At 73.0% G+C, this 22,250-nt stretch carries 25 protein-coding genes and 1 tRNA gene; 14 read left to right on the forward strand and 12 right to left on the reverse strand.

What is annotated here, in order from left to right:
- Positions 1 to 4 precede the first annotated feature (4 nt).
- Together BM288_RS10165 and BM288_RS10170 are read right to left on the reverse strand one after the other, a co-directional pair.
- Positions 5 to 691 carry an AIM24 family protein gene (locus tag BM288_RS10165; RefSeq protein ID WP_092918497.1) on the reverse strand — a complete coding sequence of 229 codons (687 nt, stop codon included), beginning with the start codon at positions 689 to 691 and terminating at the stop codon, positions 5 to 7.
- Positions 688 to 993 (reverse strand): thiamine-binding protein, encoded by a 306-nt coding sequence (locus BM288_RS10170; RefSeq protein ID WP_092918499.1) that lies wholly within the window; start codon positions 991 to 993, stop codon positions 688 to 690. The genes BM288_RS10165 and BM288_RS10170 overlap by 4 nt, the downstream gene beginning before the upstream one ends.
- Positions 994 to 1,066: 73 nt before the next feature.
- Here BM288_RS10170 and BM288_RS10175 point away from each other — a divergent pair, with 73 nt between their 5' ends.
- Positions 1,067 to 1,876: a nitrilase-related carbon-nitrogen hydrolase gene (locus BM288_RS10175; protein WP_318255478.1), complete on the forward strand. Its 810-nt coding sequence runs from the start codon at positions 1,067 to 1,069 to the stop codon at positions 1,874 to 1,876.
- Positions 1,877 to 1,933: 57 nt separating this feature from the next.
- Here BM288_RS10175 and BM288_RS10180 read toward each other — a convergent pair whose 3' ends face one another.
- Positions 1,934 to 3,142 carry an aminotransferase class I/II-fold pyridoxal phosphate-dependent enzyme gene (locus BM288_RS10180; RefSeq protein WP_092918501.1) on the reverse strand — a complete coding sequence of 403 codons (1,209 nt, stop codon included), beginning with the start codon at positions 3,140 to 3,142 and terminating at the stop codon, positions 1,934 to 1,936.
- A gap of 64 nt (positions 3,143 to 3,206) precedes the next feature.
- On the opposite strand from BM288_RS10180, the gene BM288_RS10185 reads away from it, so the two are divergent.
- Entirely contained in the window at positions 3,207 to 4,616 is a 1,410-nt protein-coding gene (locus BM288_RS10185; RefSeq protein WP_177220348.1) for a S1C family serine protease, read from the forward strand.
- Here BM288_RS10185 and BM288_RS10190 read toward each other — a convergent pair.
- On the reverse strand, positions 4,613 to 5,512 hold the full coding sequence (locus tag BM288_RS10190) for a hypothetical protein (RefSeq protein ID WP_177220349.1): 900 nt from the start codon (positions 5,510 to 5,512) through the stop codon (positions 4,613 to 4,615). The genes BM288_RS10185 and BM288_RS10190 overlap by 4 nt on opposite strands.
- Positions 5,513 to 5,547: 35 nt before the next feature.
- Between BM288_RS10190 and BM288_RS10195 the strand changes: the two genes are divergently transcribed.
- Positions 5,548 to 5,841, forward strand: a complete 294-nt coding sequence (locus tag BM288_RS10195) for a DUF3039 domain-containing protein (protein WP_092918505.1) — start codon at positions 5,548 to 5,550, stop codon at positions 5,839 to 5,841.
- A gap of 42 nt (positions 5,842 to 5,883) precedes the next feature.
- On the opposite strand, the gene BM288_RS10200 is transcribed toward BM288_RS10195, so the two are convergent.
- Positions 5,884 to 7,173 carry a nicotinate phosphoribosyltransferase gene (locus tag BM288_RS10200; RefSeq protein WP_092919061.1) on the reverse strand — a complete coding sequence of 430 codons (1,290 nt, stop codon included), beginning with the start codon at positions 7,171 to 7,173 and terminating at the stop codon, positions 5,884 to 5,886.
- Positions 7,174 to 7,259: 86 nt separating this feature from the next.
- Between BM288_RS10200 and BM288_RS10205 the strand changes: the two genes are divergently transcribed.
- Positions 7,260 to 7,805 carry a GNAT family N-acetyltransferase gene (locus tag BM288_RS10205; RefSeq protein WP_092918507.1) on the forward strand — a complete coding sequence of 182 codons (546 nt, stop codon included), beginning with the start codon at positions 7,260 to 7,262 and terminating at the stop codon, positions 7,803 to 7,805.
- Between the two features lie 87 nt (positions 7,806 to 7,892).
- Here BM288_RS10205 and BM288_RS10210 read toward each other — a convergent pair whose 3' ends face one another.
- From BM288_RS10210 to BM288_RS10225, 4 genes are read right to left on the reverse strand one after another with little or no spacing between them, the layout of a single operon-like run.
- Positions 7,893 to 8,843, reverse strand: a complete 951-nt coding sequence (locus BM288_RS10210) for an ABC transporter substrate-binding protein (RefSeq protein WP_318255480.1) — start codon at positions 8,841 to 8,843, stop codon at positions 7,893 to 7,895.
- Positions 8,840 to 9,553, reverse strand: a complete 714-nt coding sequence (locus BM288_RS10215) for an ABC transporter permease (RefSeq protein ID WP_092919063.1) — start codon at positions 9,551 to 9,553, stop codon at positions 8,840 to 8,842. The genes BM288_RS10210 and BM288_RS10215 overlap by 4 nt, the downstream gene beginning before the upstream one ends.
- Entirely contained in the window at positions 9,550 to 10,194 is a 645-nt protein-coding gene (locus tag BM288_RS10220; protein WP_092918509.1) for an ABC transporter permease, read from the reverse strand. The genes BM288_RS10215 and BM288_RS10220 overlap by 4 nt, the downstream gene beginning before the upstream one ends.
- A gap of 30 nt (positions 10,195 to 10,224) precedes the next feature.
- Entirely contained in the window at positions 10,225 to 11,037 is an 813-nt protein-coding gene (locus BM288_RS10225; protein WP_092919064.1) for an ABC transporter ATP-binding protein, read from the reverse strand.
- A 97-nt stretch (positions 11,038 to 11,134) separates the two neighbouring features.
- Between BM288_RS10225 and murI the strand changes: the two genes are divergently transcribed.
- The 7 genes from murI to BM288_RS10260 all read left to right on the forward strand — a co-directional run bounded on the left by murI (position 11,135) and on the right by BM288_RS10260 (position 16,964).
- Positions 11,135 to 11,971, forward strand: a complete 837-nt coding sequence (gene murI / locus BM288_RS10230) for a glutamate racemase (protein ID WP_092918511.1) — start codon at positions 11,135 to 11,137, stop codon at positions 11,969 to 11,971.
- An 11-nt stretch (positions 11,972 to 11,982) separates the two neighbouring features.
- Positions 11,983 to 12,741: a ribonuclease PH gene (gene rph, locus BM288_RS10235; RefSeq protein WP_318255482.1), complete on the forward strand. Its 759-nt coding sequence runs from the start codon at positions 11,983 to 11,985 to the stop codon at positions 12,739 to 12,741.
- Complete coding sequence (rdgB, locus tag BM288_RS10240) at positions 12,738 to 13,355, forward strand: RdgB/HAM1 family non-canonical purine NTP pyrophosphatase (RefSeq protein WP_318255483.1); 618 nt, start codon at positions 12,738 to 12,740, stop codon at positions 13,353 to 13,355. Before rph ends, rdgB begins: the two co-directional genes overlap by 4 nt.
- Before the next feature lie 322 nt (positions 13,356 to 13,677).
- Positions 13,678 to 14,595: a metal ABC transporter solute-binding protein, Zn/Mn family gene (locus BM288_RS10245; RefSeq protein WP_092918513.1), complete on the forward strand. Its 918-nt coding sequence runs from the start codon at positions 13,678 to 13,680 to the stop codon at positions 14,593 to 14,595.
- Entirely contained in the window at positions 14,592 to 15,458 is an 867-nt protein-coding gene (locus BM288_RS10250) for a metal ABC transporter ATP-binding protein (protein WP_318255484.1), read from the forward strand. The genes BM288_RS10245 and BM288_RS10250 overlap by 4 nt, the downstream gene beginning before the upstream one ends.
- Positions 15,458 to 16,330: a metal ABC transporter permease gene (locus BM288_RS10255; RefSeq protein WP_092918517.1), complete on the forward strand. Its 873-nt coding sequence runs from the start codon at positions 15,458 to 15,460 to the stop codon at positions 16,328 to 16,330. The genes BM288_RS10250 and BM288_RS10255 overlap by 1 nt, the downstream gene beginning before the upstream one ends.
- A complete protein-coding gene (locus tag BM288_RS10260) occupies positions 16,311 to 16,964 on the forward strand; it encodes a metal-dependent transcriptional regulator (protein ID WP_092918519.1) in 654 nt (217 codons plus the stop codon). Before BM288_RS10255 ends, BM288_RS10260 begins: the two co-directional genes overlap by 20 nt.
- A gap of 4 nt (positions 16,965 to 16,968) precedes the next feature.
- On the opposite strand, the gene BM288_RS10265 is transcribed toward BM288_RS10260, so the two are convergent.
- On the reverse strand, positions 16,969 to 17,691 hold the full coding sequence (locus BM288_RS10265; RefSeq protein ID WP_092918521.1) for a DedA family protein: 723 nt from the start codon (positions 17,689 to 17,691) through the stop codon (positions 16,969 to 16,971).
- A 76-nt stretch (positions 17,692 to 17,767) separates the two neighbouring features.
- Positions 17,768 to 17,851, reverse strand: a tRNA-Leu gene (locus tag BM288_RS10270).
- A 78-nt stretch (positions 17,852 to 17,929) separates the two neighbouring features.
- Here BM288_RS10270 and BM288_RS10275 point away from each other — a divergent pair.
- The gene (locus tag BM288_RS10275; RefSeq protein ID WP_092918523.1) at positions 17,930 to 18,697 is read left to right on the forward strand and encodes an SDR family NAD(P)-dependent oxidoreductase; all 768 of its coding nucleotides are present in this window, start codon (positions 17,930 to 17,932) and stop codon (positions 18,695 to 18,697) included.
- A gap of 90 nt (positions 18,698 to 18,787) precedes the next feature.
- On the opposite strand, the gene BM288_RS10280 is transcribed toward BM288_RS10275, so the two are convergent.
- Positions 18,788 to 19,528 (reverse strand): hypothetical protein, encoded by a 741-nt coding sequence (locus tag BM288_RS10280; protein ID WP_092918525.1) that lies wholly within the window; start codon positions 19,526 to 19,528, stop codon positions 18,788 to 18,790.
- 167 nt (positions 19,529 to 19,695) lie between these two features.
- Between BM288_RS10280 and BM288_RS10285 the strand changes: the two genes are divergently transcribed.
- Complete coding sequence (locus BM288_RS10285; RefSeq protein ID WP_092918527.1) at positions 19,696 to 21,588, forward strand: sensor histidine kinase; 1,893 nt, start codon at positions 19,696 to 19,698, stop codon at positions 21,586 to 21,588.
- Positions 21,585 to 22,238, forward strand: a complete 654-nt coding sequence (locus BM288_RS10290; protein WP_092918529.1) for a response regulator — start codon at positions 21,585 to 21,587, stop codon at positions 22,236 to 22,238. The genes BM288_RS10285 and BM288_RS10290 overlap by 4 nt, the downstream gene beginning before the upstream one ends.
- Positions 22,239 to 22,250 lie beyond the last annotated feature (12 nt).

Genomic DNA, 22,250 nt, shown 5'->3' on the forward strand with positions numbered 1-22,250 from the left:
GCTGCTAGCGGCCGCCGCCGTTCGAGCCCGACGGCTCCTGCCGGCCCTCGCTGGGCTGCACGACGACGAAGCCCGGGCCGTGGAAGGCGAGCTGGAAGGCCTCGCCGGTGCCGCCGCGCAGCAGCGAGCGCATGTTCATCGAGTTCACGACGCTGGGGCTCAGCCCGGCCGACCAGCACACGGCGGCGTTCGGGTCGACGAACGTCGGCTGCTGTGAGCAGTCGAGCAGCAGCGGCTCGCCCTCGCAGGAGACGCCGACGGTGCCGTTGCCGCCCACCTCGACGTTGAACAGGCCGCCGGCCATGATGTTGCCGCTGCGCAGCATCTTGATGTCCCACTGCAGCTCGGAGTCGAAGGCGAGCAGGTTCTTGCCGTTCACCGACAGTCCCTCGTTCTCGAGCTGCACGGTGAAGACGTTCGCCGCGTCCCTGGCCAGGAACACCTCGCCCTCTCCGCGCATCCGCATCAGTGCGGCGCCTTCGCCGGTGACCAGCTTCTTGAGCATCCGGCCCGCGCCGGCACCCTCGTGCTGGAACTCGATCTGGCCCTGGTAGGCGACCATCGCGCCCTTCGCCGAGAGCACGTCCCGGCCGCCGGAGACGTTGATGCGCAGCATCTTGCTCGACTGCTTCACCCACCGCTCGGCCGACTGGGTCTCCTGGTTCGCCGCGGCGAACAGCTCTGATCTCATGCTTCCCCCTCCAGGGCCTGCTCGAGCCTGACGACCTTGCCGTCGAGCTCGCCCGTCCATCCGGGACGGATGTCGGCTTTGAGGACGAGGGATGCCCGGGGCGCATGCGCGAGCACCGCATCCGTCGCGCGCCTGATGCAGGCGAAGACCTCATCCCACTCGCCCTCGATGGTCGTGAACATCGCGTCGGTGCGGTTCGGCAGGCCGCTGTCGCGGACCACCTGCACGGCGGCTGCGACCGCGTCGTGCACCGAGCCGTCTGGGCCCGCGGTGCCTGGTGCTACAGAGAATGCGACGAGCATCCTGCTCCCTTCGTCGCACCGATCCTGGCATCCCGCGCCTGAGTTCGCGAGGGCGGCCGCCTAGGGTGGAGGCATGCGAGAGGTCGGGGGAGACGAGCGGATGCTGCTGGCGGCTGCCGTGCAGTGGGCGCCCGGGGAGGATGCAGGCGAGAACCGCGCCGCTGCGGCGCGCTGGATCGACCTGGCGGCTGCGCGCGGCGCGCGGCTGATCGTGCTGCCGGAGTACTCGCAGCACTGCTCGAAGGATCTCGCCGCGACCGCGCCGGCCGCCGCCGAGGCGCTCGACGGCCCCTTCGTCACGATGCTGCGTGAGCGCGCGACCACCCACGGCGCGCTCGTGGTCGCGGGCCTGGTCGAGCGGCTCGAGGCCGGCGTCGCCAACACGGTCGTCGCCGTCGACGCCTCCGGCATCCGCGAGGCGTACCGGAAGGTGCACCTCTACGACGCGTTCGGCAGCCGCGAATCCGACTGGCTCACCGCCGGCGACCCCGCGCAGACGCCGGTGGTCGAGGCCTTCGGCACGCGCATCGGCATCCAGACCTGCTACGACCTGCGCTTCCCCGAGACGACCAGGAGGCTGGTGGATGCGGGGGCCGACGTGGTCGTCGTGCCCGCCGAGTGGGTGCGCGGCCCGCAGAAGGAGCGGCACTGGACGACCCTCGTAACCGCACGGGCGATCGAGTCGACCGTGCACGTCGTCGCCGCCGATCAGGCGCCGCCGCTGGCGGCCGGGTGCTCGCTCATCGTCGACCCGATGGGTATCCCGCTCGCCGCGCTGGGCGACGAGGAGGGCATCGCGGTCGCGCCGATCGACCCGGCCGCGACCGAGCGCACGCGTGCGCGCAATCCCTCGCTCGCCAATCGGCGGTACCGGATCGGGTGAACTGTCCGGCCGGGCCGCGTCAGCCGGGCGACGTCGGCGGGGCTGGCCGCCGCGACGCTAGGCGGTGGGCTGTAGCGCGGCGTCCTTGAGGCCCGCCAGGCGGGCGGCCGCCTCGTGCAGCGTGTCGTCCGACTTGCAGAACGCGAAGCGCATCGTCGAGCGCAGGTCGCGGCGGGAGGGCCGTGCGAAGGCCGAGAGCGGCACACCGACCACGCCCACCAGCTCCGGCAGCCGCCGGGAGAGCTCGGCGGCGTCCTCGACGCCCAGCGGCGCCGCATCCGCCAGCACGAAGTAGCCAGCATTGGCCTCGTGCACGGTGAAGCCGGCCTTGCGCAGGCCCCGCGTGAGGATGTCGCGCTTGCGCGCGAACGAGGCGACGATGGTGTCGAAGTGCTCGTCGCCCAGCCGCAGCCCCACCGCGACGGCGGGCTGGAAGGGGGCGCCGTTGACGAACGTCATGTACTGCTTGACGGCGCTGATCTGCGCGATGCGCTCGGGCGTCGACATGATCCAGCCGATCTTCCAGCCGGTGACCGAGAAGGTCTTGCCCGCCGAGGAGATCGAGACCAGCCGCTCGCGCGCGGCGTCGAACGAGGCCAGCGGCACATGCTGCTCGTCGTAGACCAGGTGCTCGTAGACCTCGTCGGTGACGATGATCGCGTCGCGGCGCTCGGCGACCCGGATGATGTGCCGCATGGTCTCCTCGCTGAAGACCGAGCCGGTCGGGTTGTGCGGCGAGTTGACGATGATCATCCTGGTGCGCGGGCTGGTGGCACGCTGCAGCCGGTCGATGTCGGGCTCGAAGTCGGGCGCCGCCAGCGGCACCGGCACGAGCACGGCGCCGGCCAGCGCGGCGACCGCCGCGTAGGCGTCGTAGTAGGGCTCGAAGACAACCACCTCGTCGCCCGGGTTCAAGTAGGCGAGCATCGTGGCGGCCAGCGCCTCGGTCGCGCCGGCGGTCGCCAGCACGTCGCCGCGGCCGAGCCCGATGCCGTAGAAGCGGCGCTGGTGCTCGATGATCGCGTCGATCAGCTCCTGCGCCCCGCGGGCCGGCCCGTACTGGTTGCGCCCGTGGTCGATCGCGTGCTTCGCGGCGTCGAGCACGGCGCGCGGGCCGTCCTCGTCGGGGAAGCCCTGCCCCAGGTTGAGGGCTCCGGTCTTCGTGGCGAGCGCGGTCATCTCGGCGAAGATCGTCGGCGCCAGCCGACCGTCGGCGCCGAGCAGACCTGCGCCTTGTGCGGTTCGCTGCCAGGGTGCCTGCTCCATGCTCCGACGCTACCTGCTTCTGCCAAGTTCCGAACGGTCGACATCGGCATCGCGTAGGAATCGCATGGGTTCCACTGCCACGCTGGGAGTCATGACGAACCCGTACGACAGCGTGCCGAACCCCATGCAGCGGCAGCCGCAGCAGCCTTCGCCCCAGCAGTACCAGCAGCCGGCCCAGCAGCCCTCGGCGCAGCAGCTCGGAGTGCAGCCGCCGCGGCCGTACCAGCAGCACTGGCAGCAGGCGTCGGCGCCGCAGATGAGCGCACCCGCTGCCACGCAGACGATGCAGGCGCCGCAGCCGCGCCGTCGCACCGGCCTGGTCGTCACCTCGGTCGTCGCCGCCTGCCTGCTGGGGGGCGCGGCCGGCTTCGGCGGGGGCGTGCTGGCGCTGAACCAGCAGCAGCCGCAGACGCAGTCGGCCCCCGGCGGCGACGGCTCGAACCAGGAAGGCACCTCTGCCGAGGCCGTCTCCGACCCGGGCACCGTGGCCGACGTCGCCGCCGCCGCCGGCCCATCCGTCGTCACCGTGCAGGCGGTCTCGGGCACCGGCTCCGGCGAGGGCTCCGGCGTGGCCGTCGCGGAGGGCGGCTACATCGTCACGAACAACCACGTGGTCACCCTCAGCGGCCAGAGCTCGGACGCGCAGATCACGGTCGAGACCAGCGACGGCCGGCTGCTCGCCGCCGAGGTGGTCGGGACCGACCCCATCGTCGACCTCGCCGTCATCAAGGTCGACGCCGATCTGCCCGTGATCACCTTCGCCTCCAGCGAGGACGTGCGCGTGGGCGACACCGCGATCGCGATCGGCGCGCCGCTGGGCCTGTCGAACTCGGTCACCGACGGCATCGTCTCCGCCGTCGACCGCGGTCTGCGCATCGCCTCGAGCGCCGCACCGCAGGACGCCGACCAGGAACAGTCGCAGCAGTCGCCGTTCGGCTTCTGGCAGCAGAACGGCGCGCAGGCCGCGCCGGAGGAGATCTCCATCCCGGTCGTGCAGACGGATGCGTCGATCAACCCAGGCAACTCGGGCGGCGCCCTGCTCAACGCATCCGGGCAGCTGATGGGCGTCAACGTGGCGATCGCCAGTATGGGCGCGTCGGAGGGCGAGACGGCCGGCTCGATCGGGATCGGCTTCGCGGTCGAGTCGAGCCTGGTGCAGCGCGTCGTCGAGGAGATCATCTCGAACGGCACCGCCACCCACGGCCTGCTCGGAGCCACTGTCAGCGACGTCACCGACGCATCCGTCGGCACGGTCGGCGCCCAGGTGAGGGAGATCAGCGACGGTGGTGCTGCCGCAGAGGCGGGGCTGCAGGCGGGCGATGTGATCACGCAGATCGACGGGCAGCCGGTCACCGGCGCGGTCGACGCCACCGCGCAGGTGCGCTCGCACGCCGCCGGCAGCGAGGTCACCGTCACCTACCAGCGGGGCGGCCAGGAGGCGGAGGCGCAGGTGACGCTCGGCGCGCTCAGCTAGCCGCGCGGGTCGTCCCTCGGCGCGTCGCCCGGTGCATCCTGCGCCGGCGGCGCGCCGTTCGGCTGCTCGGGCTCGTCGCCCTCCCCGCTCCGACGAGCGCGGAATCGCCGCAGGCCGCCGCCGAGCCCTTCGCGCTCGATCTCACGTGCCTCGCGGATGCGTGAGCCCAGGCTGGGCCGCACCTCCTTGATGCGCGGGGCGAGGTTGGCGTCGAACTGCAGCGGCGCGGGTCCGAAGGCCTCTCGTGCCGACTTCACGACCTGGCGACCGAGGATGTTGTTGCCGACGCCGCCGATGACGGCCCCGATGCCGAACGGCATGGCGCGGCCGACCATCGAGGCCCCCGTGTTGCGCGCCATGCGGCGCAGGAAGGCGCGGCGCAGCATGTCGACGACCTGCCCCAAGGCGCCGGCCGGCATGGCGGAGGTGATGAGCTTGCCCCAGTAGGCATTGCCGGGCATGCCGCCGCGCCCGATGGCCTGCTCAGCCGCGCGCTTCACGAGCGACTGGCCGCCGGTGCCGAGCATCAGCCCCATGACGAGCGCCTTGGCCCGCTCCTCGTCCTCGACGGCGATGCCGTGCACCTCGGTGACGGCCTGGCCGAAGAACGCGCTCGCCTCGAGGAAGCCGACCGTCTCAGCGACCGTCAGGCCGAGTGCGGCGGCGGTGCCGATGCCGGGCGCGACCGCGGTGGCGCCGACCGCGGCGCCGCCGGTGGAGACAGCGGCGAGGTACTGCTTCTCGAGCCGCTTGATCATCTGCTCGGGCGTGAGGTCCGGCTGCTTGCGGCGCAGTGAGCGCAGGTGGTTGACGACCAGCGGCCGCTGCACGCCCAGGATGCCCTCGAGCGTCTTCACCAGCCAGCCGAGATCCTCGTTCGCTTCCAGTTCACCCATCGATCTCCCCCTCCTCGTCGTGGGATCATGGTGGCATGACGACCACGCCAGGACCTGAGACTTCCGGACCGGGCACGATCGGCGCCGGCGGCGGCACCGACGTGCTCGACCGCGAGCTCGAGCAGCTGCTCAACGAGGAGTCGGTCGAGGACGGCGACCACGACCGCTTCTCGCACTACGTGAAGAAGGAGAAGATCCTGCAGTCGGCGCTGTCGGGCAAGCCCGTCCGCGCGCTGTGCGGCAAGAAGTGGACGCCGGGCCGCGACCCGGAGAAGTTCCCCATCTGCCCCACCTGCAAGGACATCTACGAGAAGATGCGCGACAAGTAGCGCGGTGGAGGCGGGGGCGGCGGCACGTCGCGGGCCGCCGACTCAGCGGAAGACGGTCGGCAGCGCCGGCTCGCCGCGCGCCAGGCGGTGCGCGTCGGCCGGCAGCTCGGCCACCGACGCCGCGTGGCGCTCGCGCGCAGCCTCGACGCCGGCGGCGCCCAGCCACTGCGCATCGATCTCGCCGCCGGCGACCAGCGGCACCTGTAGCGAGCGACCGCGCGCCGCCGCCTCCGCCGCGACGGTGCCGTCGGCGCTCAGCAGCACCGTCTCCTCGACGGCGATGCCGTGCTCGAGGGTGCGTACGGCGACCTTCTCGCCGCCCTTCGAGGCTTTGTTCTCCGAGTGCTTCGCGACGCCGACCCACTCGCCGTCGTCGCCCTGCCGGGCGACCAGCTTGTAGACCATGCCCGCCGCCGGTGCGCCCGAGCCGGTCACGACGCTGGTGCCGACACCGTACGCATCCACGGGGCTCGCCTGCAGGCCAGCGATGGCGTACTCGTCAAGGTCGCTGGTGACGGTGATGCGGGTGCCGGTGGCGCCGAGCGAGTCGAGCAGCGCCCTGGCCTCGCCTGCGACCTCTGCCAGATCGCCCGAGTCGAGGCGGATGCCGCCGAGGCCGGGACCGGCGACCTCGATGGCGGTGCGGATGCCCTGCTCGATGTCGTAGGTGTCGACCAGCAGCGTCGTCTCGACGCCCAGCACGTCGATCTGCGCCTGGAAGGCGGCCGCCTCGGAGTCGTGCAGCAGCGTGAAGGAGTGCGCGGCGGTGCCCATCGTGGGGATGCCCCAGCGGGAGCCGGCGGCCAAGTTCGAGGTGGCGGAGAACCCGGCGATGTAGGCGGCGCGAGCGGCGGCCACGGCCGCCTCCTCGTTGGCGCGGCGCGAGCCCATCTCCGCGATCGGGCGGCCCCTGGCGGCGCGCGACATGCGGGTCGCGGCGTTGGCGACGGCCGAGTCGTAGTTCAGCACCGACAGGGCGACGGTCTCGAGCATCACCGCCTCGGCGAAGGAGCCCTCGACGACGAGGATGGGGGAGCCGGGGAAGTACAGCTCGCCCTCGGCGTAGCCGCGGATCTCGCCGGTGAAGCGGTAGTCGGCGAGCCAGTCGATGAGCTCGGCGGAGACCACCTGGTTGCTGCGCAGGTACGCGAGCTCGTCCTCGCCGAAGCGGAACTCGGCGAGCCGCTCGAGGAAGCGGCCGGTGCCGGCGACGACGCCGTAGCGGCGGGCGCCGGGCAGGCGGCGGGCGAACAGCTCGAAGACGGAGGGCCGGAACGCCGTGCCGCTGCGCATGGCGGCATCGATCATCGTCAGCTCGTAGCGGTCGGTCATGAGCGCGGTGTCGGTCACGCGCGCCAGCCTACGACGAGCGGATGCGCTGCGTCGCCTCGGCGGGCACGTGCCGGTAGCGTTGCCGGGTGCCGAATCGTGCGAGAGAGCTGCCGCAGGGCGTCGAGCTGCGCGAGCCGACCCCGCAGGACGCGCCCGCCTGGGCGATGTTCCTGGTCGAGGAGCAGCAGCGCACCTACGCGGGCCGGCTGCCGCAGGACTTCGGCGTCCGCGGGCTCGCGCAGGCGAACGTCGTCGGGCTCGCGCGCGCCTTCGGCGATCCGGCCGGGCGCGAGGCGGTGCGGCAGATCGCCTGGCAGGGCGACCGGATCGTCGGCATCGCCGCCACCAGCGCGGCGCCCGCGGCGTGGGAGCGGGAGCTGGGCCTCGTGCCCCCGCCGGCCGCGCGCGAGCTCGACCGCCTGTACGTGCACGCCGACATGCACGGCAGCGGTCTCGGCGCCGCGCTGTTCGAGGCGGTCGTCGACGAGCGCCCCCACTACCTCTGGCTCATCGACGGCAACGACCGTGCCGCCCGGTTCTACGAGCGGCGCGGCTTCCGTCACCTCGACGAGCAGGTCGAGACCGGCCCGACCTGGGGCAGCATCCCCATGCACCGGATGTTGCGGCCGTAGCGCTCACCCTTGTGGTGAGCGCGGAGGCCGCAAGGTCGAGGAGCGCGCGGCCGGAGGCCGCGCGCGTCACGAGACCCCGGTGACCGGCTAGCCCAGCAGGCCCTGCTCCTCGAGCCATGCCTGGGCGATGTCGGCTGCCGGGGACTGCTCCTCGACGCTCTGGCGGTTGAGGCCGATCAGCGCCTCCGCCGTCAGCGCCGCGCTCACCTCGTCGATGGTCGCCTGGGCCGCGTCGTCGACGCGGTCGCTTGCGATCGGCACCACGTTCGAAGCGAGGAAGAGTCCCTCGGTGTCCTCGAGCACGACGAGGTCGTTCTGGGCGATCGTCGGGTCGGCGGTGTAGACGATGGCGAGCTGGATGTCGCCGTCGCGCAGCGCCTGGATCGTGAGCGGGCCGCCGCCATCCTCGATGGGGGTGAAGCCCACCTCGATGCCGTAGACCTCGGCGAGACCCTGCGGTCCGTTCGGGCGCGTCTCCGCCTCGGAGTTCGCGCCCATCGTGAGCGGCTCCTCGACGTTCGCCAGGTCGGCGACGGTGGTCAGGTCGTTCGCCTCGGCGAACTCGCGCGTGACCACGTAGGAGTCCTGGTCGGTCGCGGGCGCCTGATCGAGGATCGTCAGCCCCTCGGGAGCGGCTTCGACCAGCGCGTCGTAGACCTCGTCGCTGGTGCGCTCGGCGGGCTCGTCCTCCCAGTACTGCAGCAGCGGCCCCGAGTACTCGGGGAACAGGTCGATCGCTCCCGACTCGATCTCGGGCATGTACACCTCACGCTGGCCGATGCGCAGCTGTCGGTCGATCGTGTACCCGTCGGCCTCCAGAGCCTGGGCGTAGAGCTCGGCGATGATCTCGTTCGAGTAGTAGTCCTGCGAGCCGACGACCAGCGTGGTGCTGTCGCCGTCAGAGGGCGGTGCCGAGTCGCCGTCGTCGAGCGGGTCGGCGCTCGAGCAGCCGGCGAGCAGCGCCGCGGCGGTGCCCATTGCGGCGAGGGTGAGTCCTGTGCGTCGCATGCGCGCGGCGCGACCGGGAGTGCTGTTCATGCTTCGATCCTCTCTCGCGCACCTGAGTGCGCACGGTGCTGGCGACCGTTCTGTGGTTCGGCGCGGCGGGCCGCCGCGGATTGGACGAGCTGGAAGCACAGCTCGACGATGAGCGCGAGCAGCGCCACGAGGATGGATGCGCCGAGCATCATCTCGTACTGCTGCGTCTTCAGCCCCAGGAACAGGGGACGGCCGAGCCCGGTGTCGGAGATGTAGGCGGCGAGCGTCGCGGTGGAGATGACCTGCAGCGCCGCCGAGCGCAGGCCGCCGACGATGACGGGCGCGGCGAGCGGCAGCTCGACCCCGGTCAGGATCTGCCGCTCGGTCAGGCCGATGGCGCGCGCAGCGCCGACGGTCGCGCGGTCGACCGACTCGACGCCCGCGTAGGCGCCGGCGAGCACCGGCGGCAGCGCCAGCACGAGCAGCGCCAGGAACGGCGCCTCGAGCCCGATGCCGAGCCAGAGGCCGAAGATCGTCAGCAGGCCGAGCGTCGGCAGCGCCCGTGCGCCGCTCGTGATCGCGATGATCGCGCCGCGGCCGCGGCCGGTGTGCCCGATCAGGGTGCCGACCGGGATGCCGATGGCGGCCGCGACGAGCACGACGGCGCCCGAGAACGCCAGGTGCTCGAGGATGCGCATGCCGAGCGCGTTCGGCTCCCCCCAGTTGGCGGGGTCGAGCAGCCACTGCACCGCCTCGATGAGCAGGTTCACGCTCGGCTCACCGCCCGCTGCCAGGGCATCGCCCACCGCGCGGCGAGCACGCAGAGCGCATCGAGCGCGAACGCGACGACGACGGTGAGCACGATGCCGGTGACGATGGAGGCGTCGATGTTGCGCTGGAAGCCGTCCGTGAAGAGCGTCCCCAGGCTCGAGATGCCGATGACGGCGCCGACCGTCACGAGGCTGACGGTCGAGACCGTCACCACTCGCAGCGACGAGAGCAGCACCGGGCCGGCCAGCGGCAGCTCGACCGTCCAGAACAAGCCCCAGCGGGAGTGCCCGGTCGCCGCGGCGGCCAGCCGCACGTCCTGCGGGACGGACGAGAACGCATCCGCCGCACCGCGCACGAGCAGGGCGCAGCCGTACAGCGTCAGCGCGGTGATCATGGTCGCGGGGGAGCGCAGCGAGAAGCCGAACAGCGCCGGGATGATGATGAACAGCGGCAGCGAGGGGATCGCGTACAGCAGCCCTGTGCCGGTGAGCAGGGGCGTGCGCAGGCGCGGGCTGCCGGCGGCGAGGCGCCCGAGCGGCACCGAGATCAGCAGGCTCAGCAGGATCGGCGGGATCGACAGGAACAGGTGGTCGGCCAGCAGCTGGCCGACGATGTGGAGGTTCTGGCTCAGCCAGTTCACCGCGCTGCGCCGTTCATCGCGTCGACGTCCTCATCGCTCGAGCACCCCGGTCGGGCGGCCGTCGCCGTCGACGACCACGTCGCGGCCGTCGACCTGGCGGATGCGCAGGGTGCGCTGGGCGGTGCCGGCACCCACGAAGCTGGCCACGAAGTCGTCGGCCGGGTTCGCGAGGATCTCGGCCGGCGCGCCCTGCTGGGCGATCTCGGCGCCGGTGCGCAGCACCACCACCTCGTCGCCGAGCGCGAAGGCCTCGCCGATGTCGTGCGTGACGAACACGATGGTCTTGCCGATGTCGGCCTGCAGCGCGCGCATCTCGGCCTGCAGCTGGTCGCGCACGATCGGGTCGACGGCGCCGAATGGCTCGTCCATGAGCAGGATGTTCGGGTCGGCGGCCAGCGCGCGGGCGACACCGACGCGCTGCTGCTGGCCGCCGGAGAGCTGCGCCGGGTAGCGGTCGGCGAGCGCCGTGTCGAGACCGACGCGCTCGAGCAGGCCCAGCGCATCCGCCCGCGCCTGCCGACGGCTGCGGCCCTCGAGCACCGGCACGGTGGCGACGTTGTCGGCGACGCTGCGATGGGGCAGCAGGCCGCCGGCCTGCAGCACGTAGCCGATCGAGCGGCGCAGCTTGACGCGATCCATCGAGCGCACGTCCACGCCGTCGATCGAGACCGTGCCGCTGGAGGGGTCGACCATGCGGTTGACCATGCGCAGCAGCGTCGTCTTGCCGCTGCCGGAGGAGCCCACCAGGGCGACCACGCGATGCGAGGGGACGATCAGGCTGAAGCGCTCCACGGCGACGGTGCCGTCGGGATACTCCTTGTGCACGGCGTCGAACTCGATCACGCGGGGCTCCTCCCGGTCGTCGGGAAGGCCGACGATACCGGGTGCGTCCCACATCGCGCTCCGACCCGGCGGCGGCGGCGCGACTAGGCTTGCCGACGTGCAGCGCCCGATCGGAGTCTTCGACAGCGGCGTCGGCGGGCTCACCGTGGCGCGCGCGATCATCGACCAGCTGCCTGCCGAGTCGATCGCCTACATCGGCGACACCGCGAACGGCCCCTACGGCCCGCGCGAGCAGGACGACGTGCGGCACCTCGCGCTCGACGTGCTCGACACGCTCGTCGCGCAGGGCGTGAAGATGCTCGTGATCGCCTGCAACACCGCCTCCGCCGCCACCTTCGACATCGCGCGCGAGCGCTACGAGCTCGGCATGGGCATCCCCGTCGTCGAAGTCATCCACCCCGCCGTGCGGGCGGCCGTGGCGCAGAGCCGCTCCGGCCGCATCGGCGTGATCGGCACCGCCGGCACCATCGGCTCCGGCGCCTACCAGCGCGCGTTCGCGGAGGCCGGCGTGCCGCACGTGGCCGCTGCGGCCGCCCCGCGCTTCGTGGAGTTCGTCGAGTCAGGCGTCACCACCGGCCACGAGGTGCTCGAGGCCGCGCACCGCTACCTGGAGCCGCTGCTGGCCGAGGATCTCGACACGCTCGTGCTCGGCTGCACCCACTACCCGCTGCTCGCCGGCGCGATCGGCTACGTCGCCGGTGCCGACGTGCGGCTGGTCTCGAGCGCCGAGGAGACCGCCGCCGACGTGTACCGCATCCTCAGCGACCGCGGCATGCTGGCGGCGACGAGAGCGGCACCCACCTACGAGTTCGAGGCCACGACCGAGGCGCAGGAGCCGTTCCTGCGGCTCGCCCGGCGCTTCCTCGGGCCGGAGGTCACCCACGTGGAGTTCCATCAGACCGGGGTCATCACCCTGCCCGGTCGCACCGACTGAAGGAGGCGGCATTGGCTGCAGCAGGTATCACGCGCAAGGACGGCAGGCAGCTCGACCAGCTGCGCGAGGTCACCATCGAGCGCGGCTGGAGTCAGCAGGCCGAGGGCAGCGCCCTCATCTCCTTCGGCGGCACCCGCGTGCTGTGCACCGCATCCGTCATGCCCACCGTGCCCCGCTGGATGTCGGGCAAGGGCAAGGGGTGGGTGACGGCCGAGTACTCGATGCTGCCCCGCTCGACGAACGAGCGCATGGATCGCGAGAGCGTGCGCGGCAAGGTCGGCGGCCGCACGCACGAGATCTCGCGCCTGATCGGTCGCTCGCTGCGCGCGGGTGTCGACATGAAGGCACTCGGCGAGCTCTCGATCGCGGTCGACTGCGACGTGCTGCAGGCCGACGGCGGCACCCGCACCGCCGCGATCACCGGCGCCTTCGTGGCGCTGGCCGACGCGATCTCGTGGGCGCAGGGCGAAGGGCGCGTGCCCAAGAGCGCCAAGCCGCTCGTCGACTCGGTCGCCGCCGTCTCGGTCGGCATCGTGGGCGGCGAGCCCATGCTCGACCTCGCCTATGTCGAGGACGTCAGCGCGGGCACCGACATGAACGTCGTCGCCACCGGGCGAGGGCTGCTCATCGAGGTGCAGGGCACCGCCGAGGGCGCACCCTTCGACCGCTCGGAGCTCGACCGGCTGCTCGACCTCGCGCTCGCTGGGACCGCCACGCTGACCGAGCTGCAGGCCGCGGCGCTCGCGGCGCCGCTGGGCGGCGGCGCATGAGCATCACCGGCTCGATGGGCCTCGATCTCGTCGGCGGCGGCCTGCAGGTGGTCGTCGCCACCCACAACGCGCACAAGGTCGAGGAGCTCGCGCGCATCCTCGCCCCGCTGCTGCCCGGCGTCGAGCTGCTGCCCTACGACGGCCCTGAGCCGGTCGAGGACGGCGAGAGCTTCGAGGCCAACGCGCTCATCAAGGCGCGCGCGGCGCACGCGCACACCGGGCTGCCGGCGCTCGCCGACGACTCGGGCATCGAGGTCGACGCGCTCGGCGGCGCCCCTGGCATCCACTCGGCCCGCTATGCCGGCACCCGCGACGATCGCGACAACCTCGAGCTGCTGCTGGCGAACCTGGGCTCGTCCGCCGATCGGGCTGCGCAGTTCGTCTGCGCGGCCGCGTGGGTCGACGCTGACGGCGAGTTGGCCGTGCGCGGCGAGTGGAAGGGCGAGATCGCGGATGCGCCCCGTGGCGAGGGCGGATTCGGGTACGACCCGATCTTCGTCCCGCACGACGGCGGGGGACGGGCCTCGGCGGAGCTGAGCCCCGAGGAGAAGGACGCACTGAGCCACCGCCGGATCGCGTTCACTGCCCTGGCGGAGCGCATTCAGGCGGGCTGAGCGGCGGCCGCCTGGCGGTCGGCCGTGTGGGGCTCGCAGCCGTGTGGGCTCGCAGCCGTGCGGGGCTTGCTGCCGCTGCCGCTGCCGCTGCCCGCTGCCCGCTCCTTGCTGCATGCCGCTTGCTGCCCGCTGCCCGCTGCTTGCCGAAGCCTGGACCTTTTCGAGATTCCAGGTCCCGATAGAGCAGGTCCCCGAATCTCGAACGGGTCCATCGCTGTATGGGGCCGCTCGATTGCACCGGGCCGAGCGCTCGTGCGTGGCCGCGGCGGCCGCGGTGTGCCATGATTTCGGTATGCCGAAAGAACGTCGTGCGGGATGGCGAATGGGCGCCGCTGCCGCTGCGTGCGCACTCGCCGCGCTGACCGGCTGCGCGCCGGTGGCGGGCGCCACGGGTGCGCCAGCGGCTGGCCACGACGGCGCCGACGGGCGCCCGCTCGTGCTCGCCACCTTCACCGTGATCGCCGACATCGCCCGCGAGGTGGCGGGCGAGAGCGCCCGCGTCGAATCGCTCACCCGCGTGGGCGTCGAGGTGCACGACTACGAGCCCACGCCGGGCGATCTGGTGCGCACCGAGGGCGCCGACCTCGTGGTCACGAACGGCTTCGGAGTCGACGACTGGCTGCTGGCGCTGGTCGAGCGCCAGCAGGCGCCGCACGTCGTGCTCACCGACGCGGTCGAGCCGATCGCGATCGAGGGCGGCCACTACTCGGGCCAGCCGAACGCGCACGCGTGGGTCTCGCCGGTCGAGGGCGCCGCCTACGTCGAGCAGCTGCGCATCGCCATCGGCGACCTCGTCCCCGAGCAGCGGGCCGAGATCGACGCCAACGCCGCGGCGCTCACCGCCAGGCTGGGCCAGCTCGAGCTGCGCCTTCGCGAAGGCGTCGCGGGAATGCCGCCCGAGCATCGCCTGCTGGTGAGCTGCGAGGGAGCCTTCAGCTACCTCGCGCGCGACGCCGGACTCGAGGAGGCGAGCCTGTGGCCCGTGAACGCCGGCGGGCAGGGCACCCCGCAGGCGATCGCCCACGTGGCCGCCGTCGTGGAGCGCACCCGGGTGCCGACGGTCTTCTGCGAGTCGACGACGCATCCGGGAACCCAGCAGCAGATCGCCCGCACAGCAGGCGTGCGCTTCGACGGCAGCCTGCACGTCGACTCACTGTCGGGCGCCGACGGCCCCGCGCCCACCTACCTCGCGCTCATCGAGCACGACATCGACGCGATCCTCGAGGGGCTGAGCCGGTGAGCGCAGCGGCGAAGGACGAGGGGCGGATGTGCGACACGGCCGACCACGGCGCCGTCCTCACGCAGGGCCTCGGCGTGCACTACGGAGAGGTGCGCGCGCTCACCGACGTGACCGTGCGGATCGGCTCGGGCGAGATCACGGGGCTCGTCGGCGTCAACGGCTCGGGAAAGTCGTCGATGCTCGCGGCGGTGCTCGGGCGCGTGCCGCACGAGGGCTCCGTGCGCATCCTCGGCCGCAGCCCGAAGGAGGCCCGGCGGGCGGGCCTCGTGGCCTCGGTGCCGCAGGCGGAGGCGGTCGACTGGGACTTCCCGGTGACCGTGCGCGACGTCGTCACCACCGGGCGCTACGGGCGCATGGGGCTGCTGCGCATCCCGCGCGCGGTCGACCGCACCGCCGTCGACGAGGCGATCGGGCTGCTGGGGCTGACGCAGCTGGCCGGCAGGCAGATCGGCGAGCTCTCCGGCGGCCAGCGCAAGCGCGCCTTCGTCGCCCGCGCCATCGCGCAGGATGCCGAGCTGCTGCTGCTCGACGAGCCCTTCGCCGGCGTCGACCGCACGAGCGAGGCAGCGATCACCGACGTGCTGCGGTCCCTGCGCGACCGCGGCCGCAGCGTCGTGATCGTGCACCACGACCTCTCGGGCGTCGCGGAGCTCGTCGACCGCGTGCTGCTGCTGCAGCGCGGCCGCCTGCTGCACCACGGCCCGCCCGCCGAGACGCTCACCGCCGAGCGCATCGCCGAGGCATTCGGCGCCGGCCGTCCGTTCGCGGGTGAGCCCGGGCGTCCGCCCGCGGGTGAGCCCGGCCGTTCGTTCGCGGGTGAGCCCGGCCGCACGCACCCGGACCGCACGGACGGGCAGTCGTGATGGACGCATCCGTCCTCGATGCCATCCTGGCCCCGTTCAGCTACGGCTTCATGCAGCGGGCGCTCATCGTCACGCTCATGGCGGCGATCGCGTGCGCGCTGCTGTCGACCTGGCTCGTGCAGATGGGCTGGTCGCTGATGGGCGACGCGGTCTCGCACGCCGTGCTGCCGGGCGTCGCGCTCGCCTACATCCTCGGCTTGCCGTTCGCGATCGGTGCCGCCGTGTTCGGCATCGGCGCCGTCGCGCTCATCGGCGGCGTGCGAGCGGCCACCAGGATCAAGGCGGATGCGGCCATCGGCGTGGTCTTCACCACCCTGTTCGCGCTCGGCCTGGTGATCGTCTCGGTCACGCCGTCCGACACCGACCTGCAGCACATCCTCTTCGGCAACGTGCTGGGCGTCTCGGACGCCGACATCGCCCAGGTGCTCATCGTCGGCGGCGTGGTCTGCGCGAGCCTGCTGGTGCTGCGCCGCGACCTCACGCTGGTGGCGTTCGACGCCGGGCACGCGCATGCGATCGGCCTGCGCCCGCGCATCCTGCACGCCGTGCTGCTGGGCGCCCTCGCGCTCACCGTGGTCACCGCGCTGCAGGCCGTCGGCATCATCCTGGTGGTGGCGATGCTGATCATCCCGGGCGCGACCGCCTCGCTCATCGCGGTGCGCTGGGATGCGCTGCTGGCCTGGTCGGTCGGCATCACGGTGGTCGCCTCGCTCGTGGGGCTGATGGGCGCCTTCTGGCTCGACATCTCGCCCGGCGGCGCCGTGGTGCTCACGCAGGGCCTCGCGTTCGGGCTAGCGTTGCTGTTCGGGCCCCGCCGGGGGCTCGTCGTGCGATGGGCGAGAGCGAGGCGACATGCAGTCCACCGCGGCTGAGGACTACGTCAAGGCCATCTACCACCACACCGAGTGGCAGCCGGAGCCGGTCACGCCCTCGCAGCTGGCGACGCGGCTGGGCCTGGCGAACTCGACCGTCACCGAGATGGTCAAGAAGCTCGCCGCCGCCGGCCTTGTGCACCACCGCCCCTACGGCGCCATCGAGCTGACCCGCAAGGGCTCGCTGCTGGCGCTGCGGCAAGTGCGCAGGCACCGCGTGGTCGAGACCTGGCTGGTCGAGCGGCACGGCTACGAGTGGGACGAGGTGCACGACGAGGCGGAGATCCTCGAGCACGCGCTCAGCGACCGGCTGCTCGAGTCGATCGCTCGCTCGCTCGGCGACCCGGTGCGCGACCCGCACGGCGATCCGATCCCGGCCAGCGACGGCACGGTGACGAGACCGGATGCGGTGCTGCTGGCCGAGGCGCGGGCGGGCCACGAGGGTGCCGTGGTGCGCATCTCCGACAACGACCCCGCCATGCTGCGGTTCCTCGCCGAGGCGGGCATCGCGCTCGACTCGGTGCTCACGGTGCTGGGTCAGAAGCCCTACTCGGGGTCGATCCAGGTGCGCGCGAGCGGCGGCACGGTCGACCTCGGCCCGGAGGTCGCGCGGGCGGTCTGGCTCGCGACCTAGCCGTTCAGCGCTCGAGACCGTTGTCGTTCGTGCCCGACAGGTCGAGCGTCTGCACCTCGCCGGAGGCCGTGCCGTCGCGGATCTCCCGCTCGACCTCGCGGCGCGACTGGATCGCGTGCCAGACGATGAAGCCGATCGCGATGACGACGACGCCGATCAGCACCACGTCGATGTACTGCGTGACGAAGTCGGCGACGCCCGGGATGTGGGCGACGCCCCAGCCCAGCAGAGGCAGCCCGGCGCCCCAGAGCAGGCCGCCGATCACGTCGAGGCGGAAGAACAGCGGCCACGGCATCCGCCCGACGCCGGCGGCCACCGGCATGAACGTGCGCACGATGCCGATGAAGCGGGCGATGATGACCGCCGCGGCGCCGTAGCGCAGGAAGAAGCGGTTCGTGCGCTCGATCGTCTTGTGCGAGAACAGCCCCGACGACTTCCGCTGGAAGATGGGCGGCCCGGCCTTCTTCCCGATGTAGTAGCCCAGCTGGTCGCCCGCGATGGCGCACGCGCCGATGCACAGCATCACCAGCCAGATCGGCTGCGGGATGACGCCCGTGAACGACAGGACGCCCGCGATCACGAGCAGCGTGTCGCCGGGCAGCAGGAAGCCCACCAGCAGCCCGGTCTCGACGAAGACGATCGCGCACACCAGCAGCAGCGCCCAGGGACCGGCGCTCGTGATCAGTCCCTCGATGTCGATGAGGAACGCTGCTGGCAGCGGATGCACGAGGGTGCTCCTTCACGTGGTGCCGGTCGGCCTGGTGCCGGTCGGCATGGTGCCGTACGGGCGCGGATGCGCCCAGTGCGGGAGAGGGGACTTGAACCCCTACGCCACTGAAGGCACAAGGACCTAAACCTTGCGTGTCTGCCAATTCCACCACTCCCGCGTGGAAGCCTTCAGAATAGCGGCGCCCGCCACCAGCCGCGCCCAGGCTTCGTCACGGGTTTCTGCCAGGCTTGGACGCATGCAGCTGCGCGCGCTCGTCACCGGGGCCTCGGCCGGCCTGGGCGCCGAGTTCACGAGGCAGCTGGCCGCCGACGGGCTCGCGCTCGTGCTGGTCGCGCGCGACGCCGAGCGGCTCGAGCGGCTCGCCGCCGAGCTGCGATCGGCGCGCGCCGTCGAGGTTGAGGTGCTGCCCGCCGATCTCACCGAGCCGGCCGACCTCGAACGCGTCGCGGCCCGCCTGGCCGACGCAGCGCATCCGATCGACGTCCTGATCAACAACGCCGGGTTCGCCGTCGCCGACCCCTTCCACGCCTCCGCCATCGACGAGGAGCGGCGCATGCACGAGCTGCTCTCGTGGGTGCCGCTGCGGCTCGCGCACGCGGCGCTGCCGGGCATGCGCGAGCGCGGCCGCGGCGGCATCCTGAACGTCGCGAGCCTCGCGGGGCGGCTGCCGAGCGGCTCGTACGCGGCTGCGAAGTCGCAGGTGATCACGCTCTCGCGCGCGCTCCACGCCCGCTACCACCGCGACGGCATCACGGTCACGGCGCTGCTGCCGGGCTTCGTGCCGACCGAGTTCCACGAGCGCATGGGCGTCGAGCCGACGAGCGTGCCTCGGGCGGGGTGGGCGGATGCGTCCACGGTCGTGAGTGAGGGTCTGCGCGCGCTGCGCAAGCGGCGCGGCATCGTCGTCAGCGACTGGCGCTACCGGCTGGCGGCGCCGATCATCCCGCTCGTGCCCGACCGGATCATCGCCGGCTTCGGCCTCGGCAGGCGCATCGAGCGCTGAGCCGGGCAAAGGGCCGATCGGTCCCGGCCCGGCTCGCACTGCCGCTGAGCGAGCGGCCCGGCTCGCGCTGCCGCTGGGCGGTGCCGGTGCTCAGCGCTCCCGGCGCCGCAGCAGCCGCGCCAGTGCGGGCGCGAACGCGGCGATCCAGAGCGCCGGGTAGGCGATCAGGATGACGGGGGAGCCGGTGCCGATCAGCAGCATCCCGATGCTCGCCACGGCGATCACCGGGATCGACCAGACCGGCAGCAGCCGCGCGCGCCAGAGGGCGATCGCCGCGAGCGGCGCGGCCAGCAGGGCGCCGAGCAGGTAGGGCGCGAAGATGACGGTGAAGAGGCCGTTCGACTCGATGGCGGCGATGACCCCGAGCGCAGCATCTGGCTCGAGCGCCGCCGCCAACGCCTGCGAGAGCACGATCCACGACACGAGGTGGACGGCCTGGCCGAAGGCGAACAGCGCGCCGCCGACCGCTGCCGCCCACGCCCACCGCGGGCTGCTGCCGTGCGCGAGGCGCCAGACGGCCGGCGCCCACAGCATCGTCAGCAGCGCCATCACGAGCATCGCGGCCCCCATGCCCGACCACAGGCCGGGAGCGGCGGTCACGGCGCCGAGGAATGCGGCGGGATCGGATGCGGGGTCGATGCCCCCGAGCGTCAGCAGCTCGAGCGCGCCGCCGGCGGAGCCCGCGACGGGCGCCAGCAGCAGCGCGACGCAGCCGAGCAGCGTCGCGCTGGAAGGGCGCGCGCCGGGCGCGCGGGCCGCGTCGCCGGCGCGGGCGGTGGCATCGGCGCGTGCTGCGCCGCGGGAGCGGGTGGTCTCATCGAGCTCGGACATCGGATCCTCCTTGCGTCGAGCCGGGGGATCCGGCTGCGTCGCACCACCCTGCGCCGATGCCGACGCGCGGCGCATCGGCCGCGCGTCGGCCCGCACCCGACTCGCGGCGGGGGCTTGAGCGACGGAAGTCGGTGTCGCCGGCGACCCGGCGCCAATACGCTCGCACCATGTCGACGCTGACCGGCCGGGCCAGGTGGCTGCTGGCCGCCGCCGCGGGGCTCTGGGCCGGCGTGCTCGCCGCGCTCGACCTGGACGAGCGGTGGTGGCTGGCGGTGCCCATCGGCGCCTGGTTCGCCGGCGCTTCCCTGCTGCTGGCGGACCGGCCCTGGCATGGCGTCGCGGCGACGATCGCGGGCGTGCTCGCCGTGGGCTGGATCGGGCTCCCGTCCGAGAACGCGGCGCCGCTCGGCGCGATCGTCATCGCGCTTGCGGTGATCGGTGCCGCTCGACCTCGCTCGCAGAGCATCTGGGCCGTGCCGCTGCTGCTGACCGCGACGGCGGTCGCCGCCGGCTGGAGCGCGCCCAGCATCGTGTTCGGGGCCGCGCTGCTGGTGCTGCCGTGGTGGTTCGGCTCGCTCGTGCGAAAGCGGGATCTGGCTCGCCGGGCAGCGGCGCAGCACGAGCTCGAGCTCTCGCTCGCCGATCCCGTGTCGCTCGCGCGCTCGGCTGCCGCCAGCGAGCACGAAGCGGTCTCCGCGGCGACGCTCGCGGTGATCGGGCGGGCGGTCGACGCGATGTCGGCGACCGCCGGCGCTGCGAGGGCCGAGCTGCCGGCGGCGTCGCTCGACGCGATCCACGTTGCCGGCGGCGAGGCGAGCCAGCGGCTGCGCTCGCTGCTGGCGCTGCTGCGCGAGCCCGGTGCGGCGGCGGAGACCGCTCGTGCGCCGCAGCCGCCGACTGCCCGCGCGCGACCGTGGCCGCTCACGCTCCTCGCGAGCACCTGGCCGGCGCTGCTCATGCTGCTCGACGTCGCACTGCTGCCCGTGCTCATGCGCGAGTTCGGCGAGACGCCCGCAGTGCCGGCCCCGACGTGGCCGTTCGTGCTGCTGGGTGTCGCGCCGCTCGCCGTCGCTGTCGCGCTGCGCCGCTGGAGCGTCCTCGCGCTGCTGGGAGCATCCGCGACGCTGGTCGCGACGAGCACGGCGGGGATCGTCGATGTCGGGCGCGATGGGCTCTGGCTCGCCATCGCGGCCGCAGCGCTCTCCTGGGCCGCGGGTGCGCGCGCCGCGCGGCCGGTCGTGCTCGCGTGGCTCGTCTTCACGGGCACCGGCCTCACGCTCACCGCGCTGCAGTCGGCCGACAACCTGCCCATCCAGATCACGATGCACGTGCTGCCGTTCCTCGCCGCGGCGGCCTGGGCGGGGCACCACGCCGCAGAGACGACCCATCTCGCCGCGGCGCAGCTGCGCGCGGCCGAGCTCGACGCGGCGACCCAGCGCGCGATCGCGCACGAGCGGCTGCAGCTCGCGCGCGATCTGCACGACGCCGCGAGCCATGCCGTCGGCACGATGATGATGCAGGCGAACGCGGCACGCGTGCTGCGCGAGCGCGACCCGGATGGCGCCAGGGCGGCGCTGGACGCCATCGCCGAGGTTGGTGCCGCGACGATGGCGGAGCTGCGCGCGCTGCGCTGCAGCGCCTCGCGGGCGGCCGGTGCGCCACCGGAGCTGGCTGACGATCTGCGCGCGCTGGCCGCCGCAGCCGAGCGCACCGGGTCGCGAGTGCGCGTCGACCTGTACGCCCGAGGCGACGTCGCCGAGGACGACGGGGGACTCATCCGCCGCATCGTGCGCGAGGGGCTCGCCAACGCGGTGCGCCACGCGCCCGGGAGCGACGTCGCGGTCTCGGTCGAGATCACCCCCGCGCGGATCGGCGTGCGCATCCGCAACGCGGCGCCCACCGGCGGCCCGGCCGGCGCGACCGGCAGCGGCCTCGGGCTGCGAGGGCTGCGCGAGCTCGTCGACGAGCGCGGCGGCCGGCTCTCGGCGGCGCCCGAGGGCGACGGCTTCCTGCTGGTCGCCGCGTTCGCGCCCCGATCGGCGAGGATGGTCGCGCCATGATCCGCATCGTGCTCGCCGACGACCAGGCACTGCTGCGCGCCGGGCTCCGGGCGGTGCTGGCCGCCGAGGACGACCTCGCCGTCGTCGGGGAGGCCTCCGATGGGGCAGAGGCCGCCCGCGTCGCCGCGTCGCTCGATGCCGACGTGGTGCTGATGGACGTGCAGATGCCCGGCACCGACGGCATCGAGGGCGTGCGCCGTCTCGTCGCGACGGGCTCACGCGCCAAGGTGCTGATGCTGACGATGTTCGATCTGGACGAGTACGTCTACGGCGCGCTGCATGCCGGCGCGTCAGGCTTCCTGCTGAAGTCGGCAGAGCCCGAGGAGATCGTGCGCGCGGTGCGCGCTGCGCACGACGGCTCGCTGCTGTTCGCGCCGTCGGTCGTCCGCCGGCTCGTGGAGTCGTTCATGCGCACGCCGCCCGCGGCGAGCGGGGCGCCCGGGCAGCTCGCCGCGCTCACCGAGCGCGAGCTCGAGGTCGTCGCGGGCATCGCGAGAGGCGAGTCGAATGCCGAGATCGGAGCGCACCTCTTCCTCGGCGAGGCGACGGTGAAGGGGCACGTCAGCAGCATCCTCGCCAAGCTCGGCCTGCGCGATCGCGTGCAGGTGGTGGTGCTTGCCTACGAATCGGGCTTCGCGGCGCGCAGCTGAGCCGAGCCGTGC

Origin of the sequence: Agrococcus baldri, from assembly GCA_900114805.1 — a bacterium.
In the GTDB taxonomy this organism is placed as follows: Bacteria; Actinomycetota; Actinomycetes; order Actinomycetales; family Microbacteriaceae; genus Agrococcus; species Agrococcus baldri.

Excerpts from the sequence above, each read along its gene's own strand:
- BM288_RS10165 (WP_092918497.1), bottom strand. The coding sequence starts at position 691 with ATGAGATCAGAGCTGTTCGCCGCGGCGAACCAGGAGACCCAGTCGGCC.
- BM288_RS10170 (WP_092918499.1), bottom strand. The coding sequence starts at position 993 with ATGCTCGTCGCATTCTCTGTAGCACCAGGCACCGCGGGCCCAGACGGC.
- BM288_RS10175 (WP_318255478.1), top strand. The coding sequence starts at position 1,067 with ATGCGAGAGGTCGGGGGAGACGAGCGGATGCTGCTGGCGGCTGCCGTG.
- BM288_RS10180 (WP_092918501.1), bottom strand. The coding sequence starts at position 3,142 with ATGGAGCAGGCACCCTGGCAGCGAACCGCACAAGGCGCAGGTCTGCTC.
- BM288_RS10185 (WP_177220348.1), top strand. The coding sequence starts at position 3,207 with ATGGGTTCCACTGCCACGCTGGGAGTCATGACGAACCCGTACGACAGC.
- BM288_RS10190 (WP_177220349.1), bottom strand. The coding sequence starts at position 5,512 with ATGGGTGAACTGGAAGCGAACGAGGATCTCGGCTGGCTGGTGAAGACG.
- BM288_RS10195 (WP_092918505.1), top strand. The coding sequence starts at position 5,548 with ATGACGACCACGCCAGGACCTGAGACTTCCGGACCGGGCACGATCGGC.
- BM288_RS10200 (WP_092919061.1), bottom strand. The coding sequence starts at position 7,173 with ATGACCGACCGCTACGAGCTGACGATGATCGATGCCGCCATGCGCAGC.
- BM288_RS10210 (WP_318255480.1), bottom strand. The coding sequence starts at position 8,843 with ATGAACAGCACTCCCGGTCGCGCCGCGCGCATGCGACGCACAGGACTC.
- rdgB (WP_318255483.1), top strand. The coding sequence starts at position 12,738 with ATGAGCATCACCGGCTCGATGGGCCTCGATCTCGTCGGCGGCGGCCTG.
- BM288_RS10245 (WP_092918513.1), top strand. The coding sequence starts at position 13,678 with ATGGGCGCCGCTGCCGCTGCGTGCGCACTCGCCGCGCTGACCGGCTGC.
- BM288_RS10255 (WP_092918517.1), top strand. The coding sequence starts at position 15,458 with ATGGACGCATCCGTCCTCGATGCCATCCTGGCCCCGTTCAGCTACGGC.
- BM288_RS10260 (WP_092918519.1), top strand. The coding sequence starts at position 16,311 with ATGCAGTCCACCGCGGCTGAGGACTACGTCAAGGCCATCTACCACCAC.
- BM288_RS10275 (WP_092918523.1), top strand. The coding sequence starts at position 17,930 with ATGCAGCTGCGCGCGCTCGTCACCGGGGCCTCGGCCGGCCTGGGCGCC.
- BM288_RS10280 (WP_092918525.1), bottom strand. The coding sequence starts at position 19,528 with ATGTCCGAGCTCGATGAGACCACCCGCTCCCGCGGCGCAGCACGCGCC.
- BM288_RS10285 (WP_092918527.1), top strand. The coding sequence starts at position 19,696 with ATGTCGACGCTGACCGGCCGGGCCAGGTGGCTGCTGGCCGCCGCCGCG.
- BM288_RS10290 (WP_092918529.1), top strand. The coding sequence starts at position 21,585 with ATGATCCGCATCGTGCTCGCCGACGACCAGGCACTGCTGCGCGCCGGG.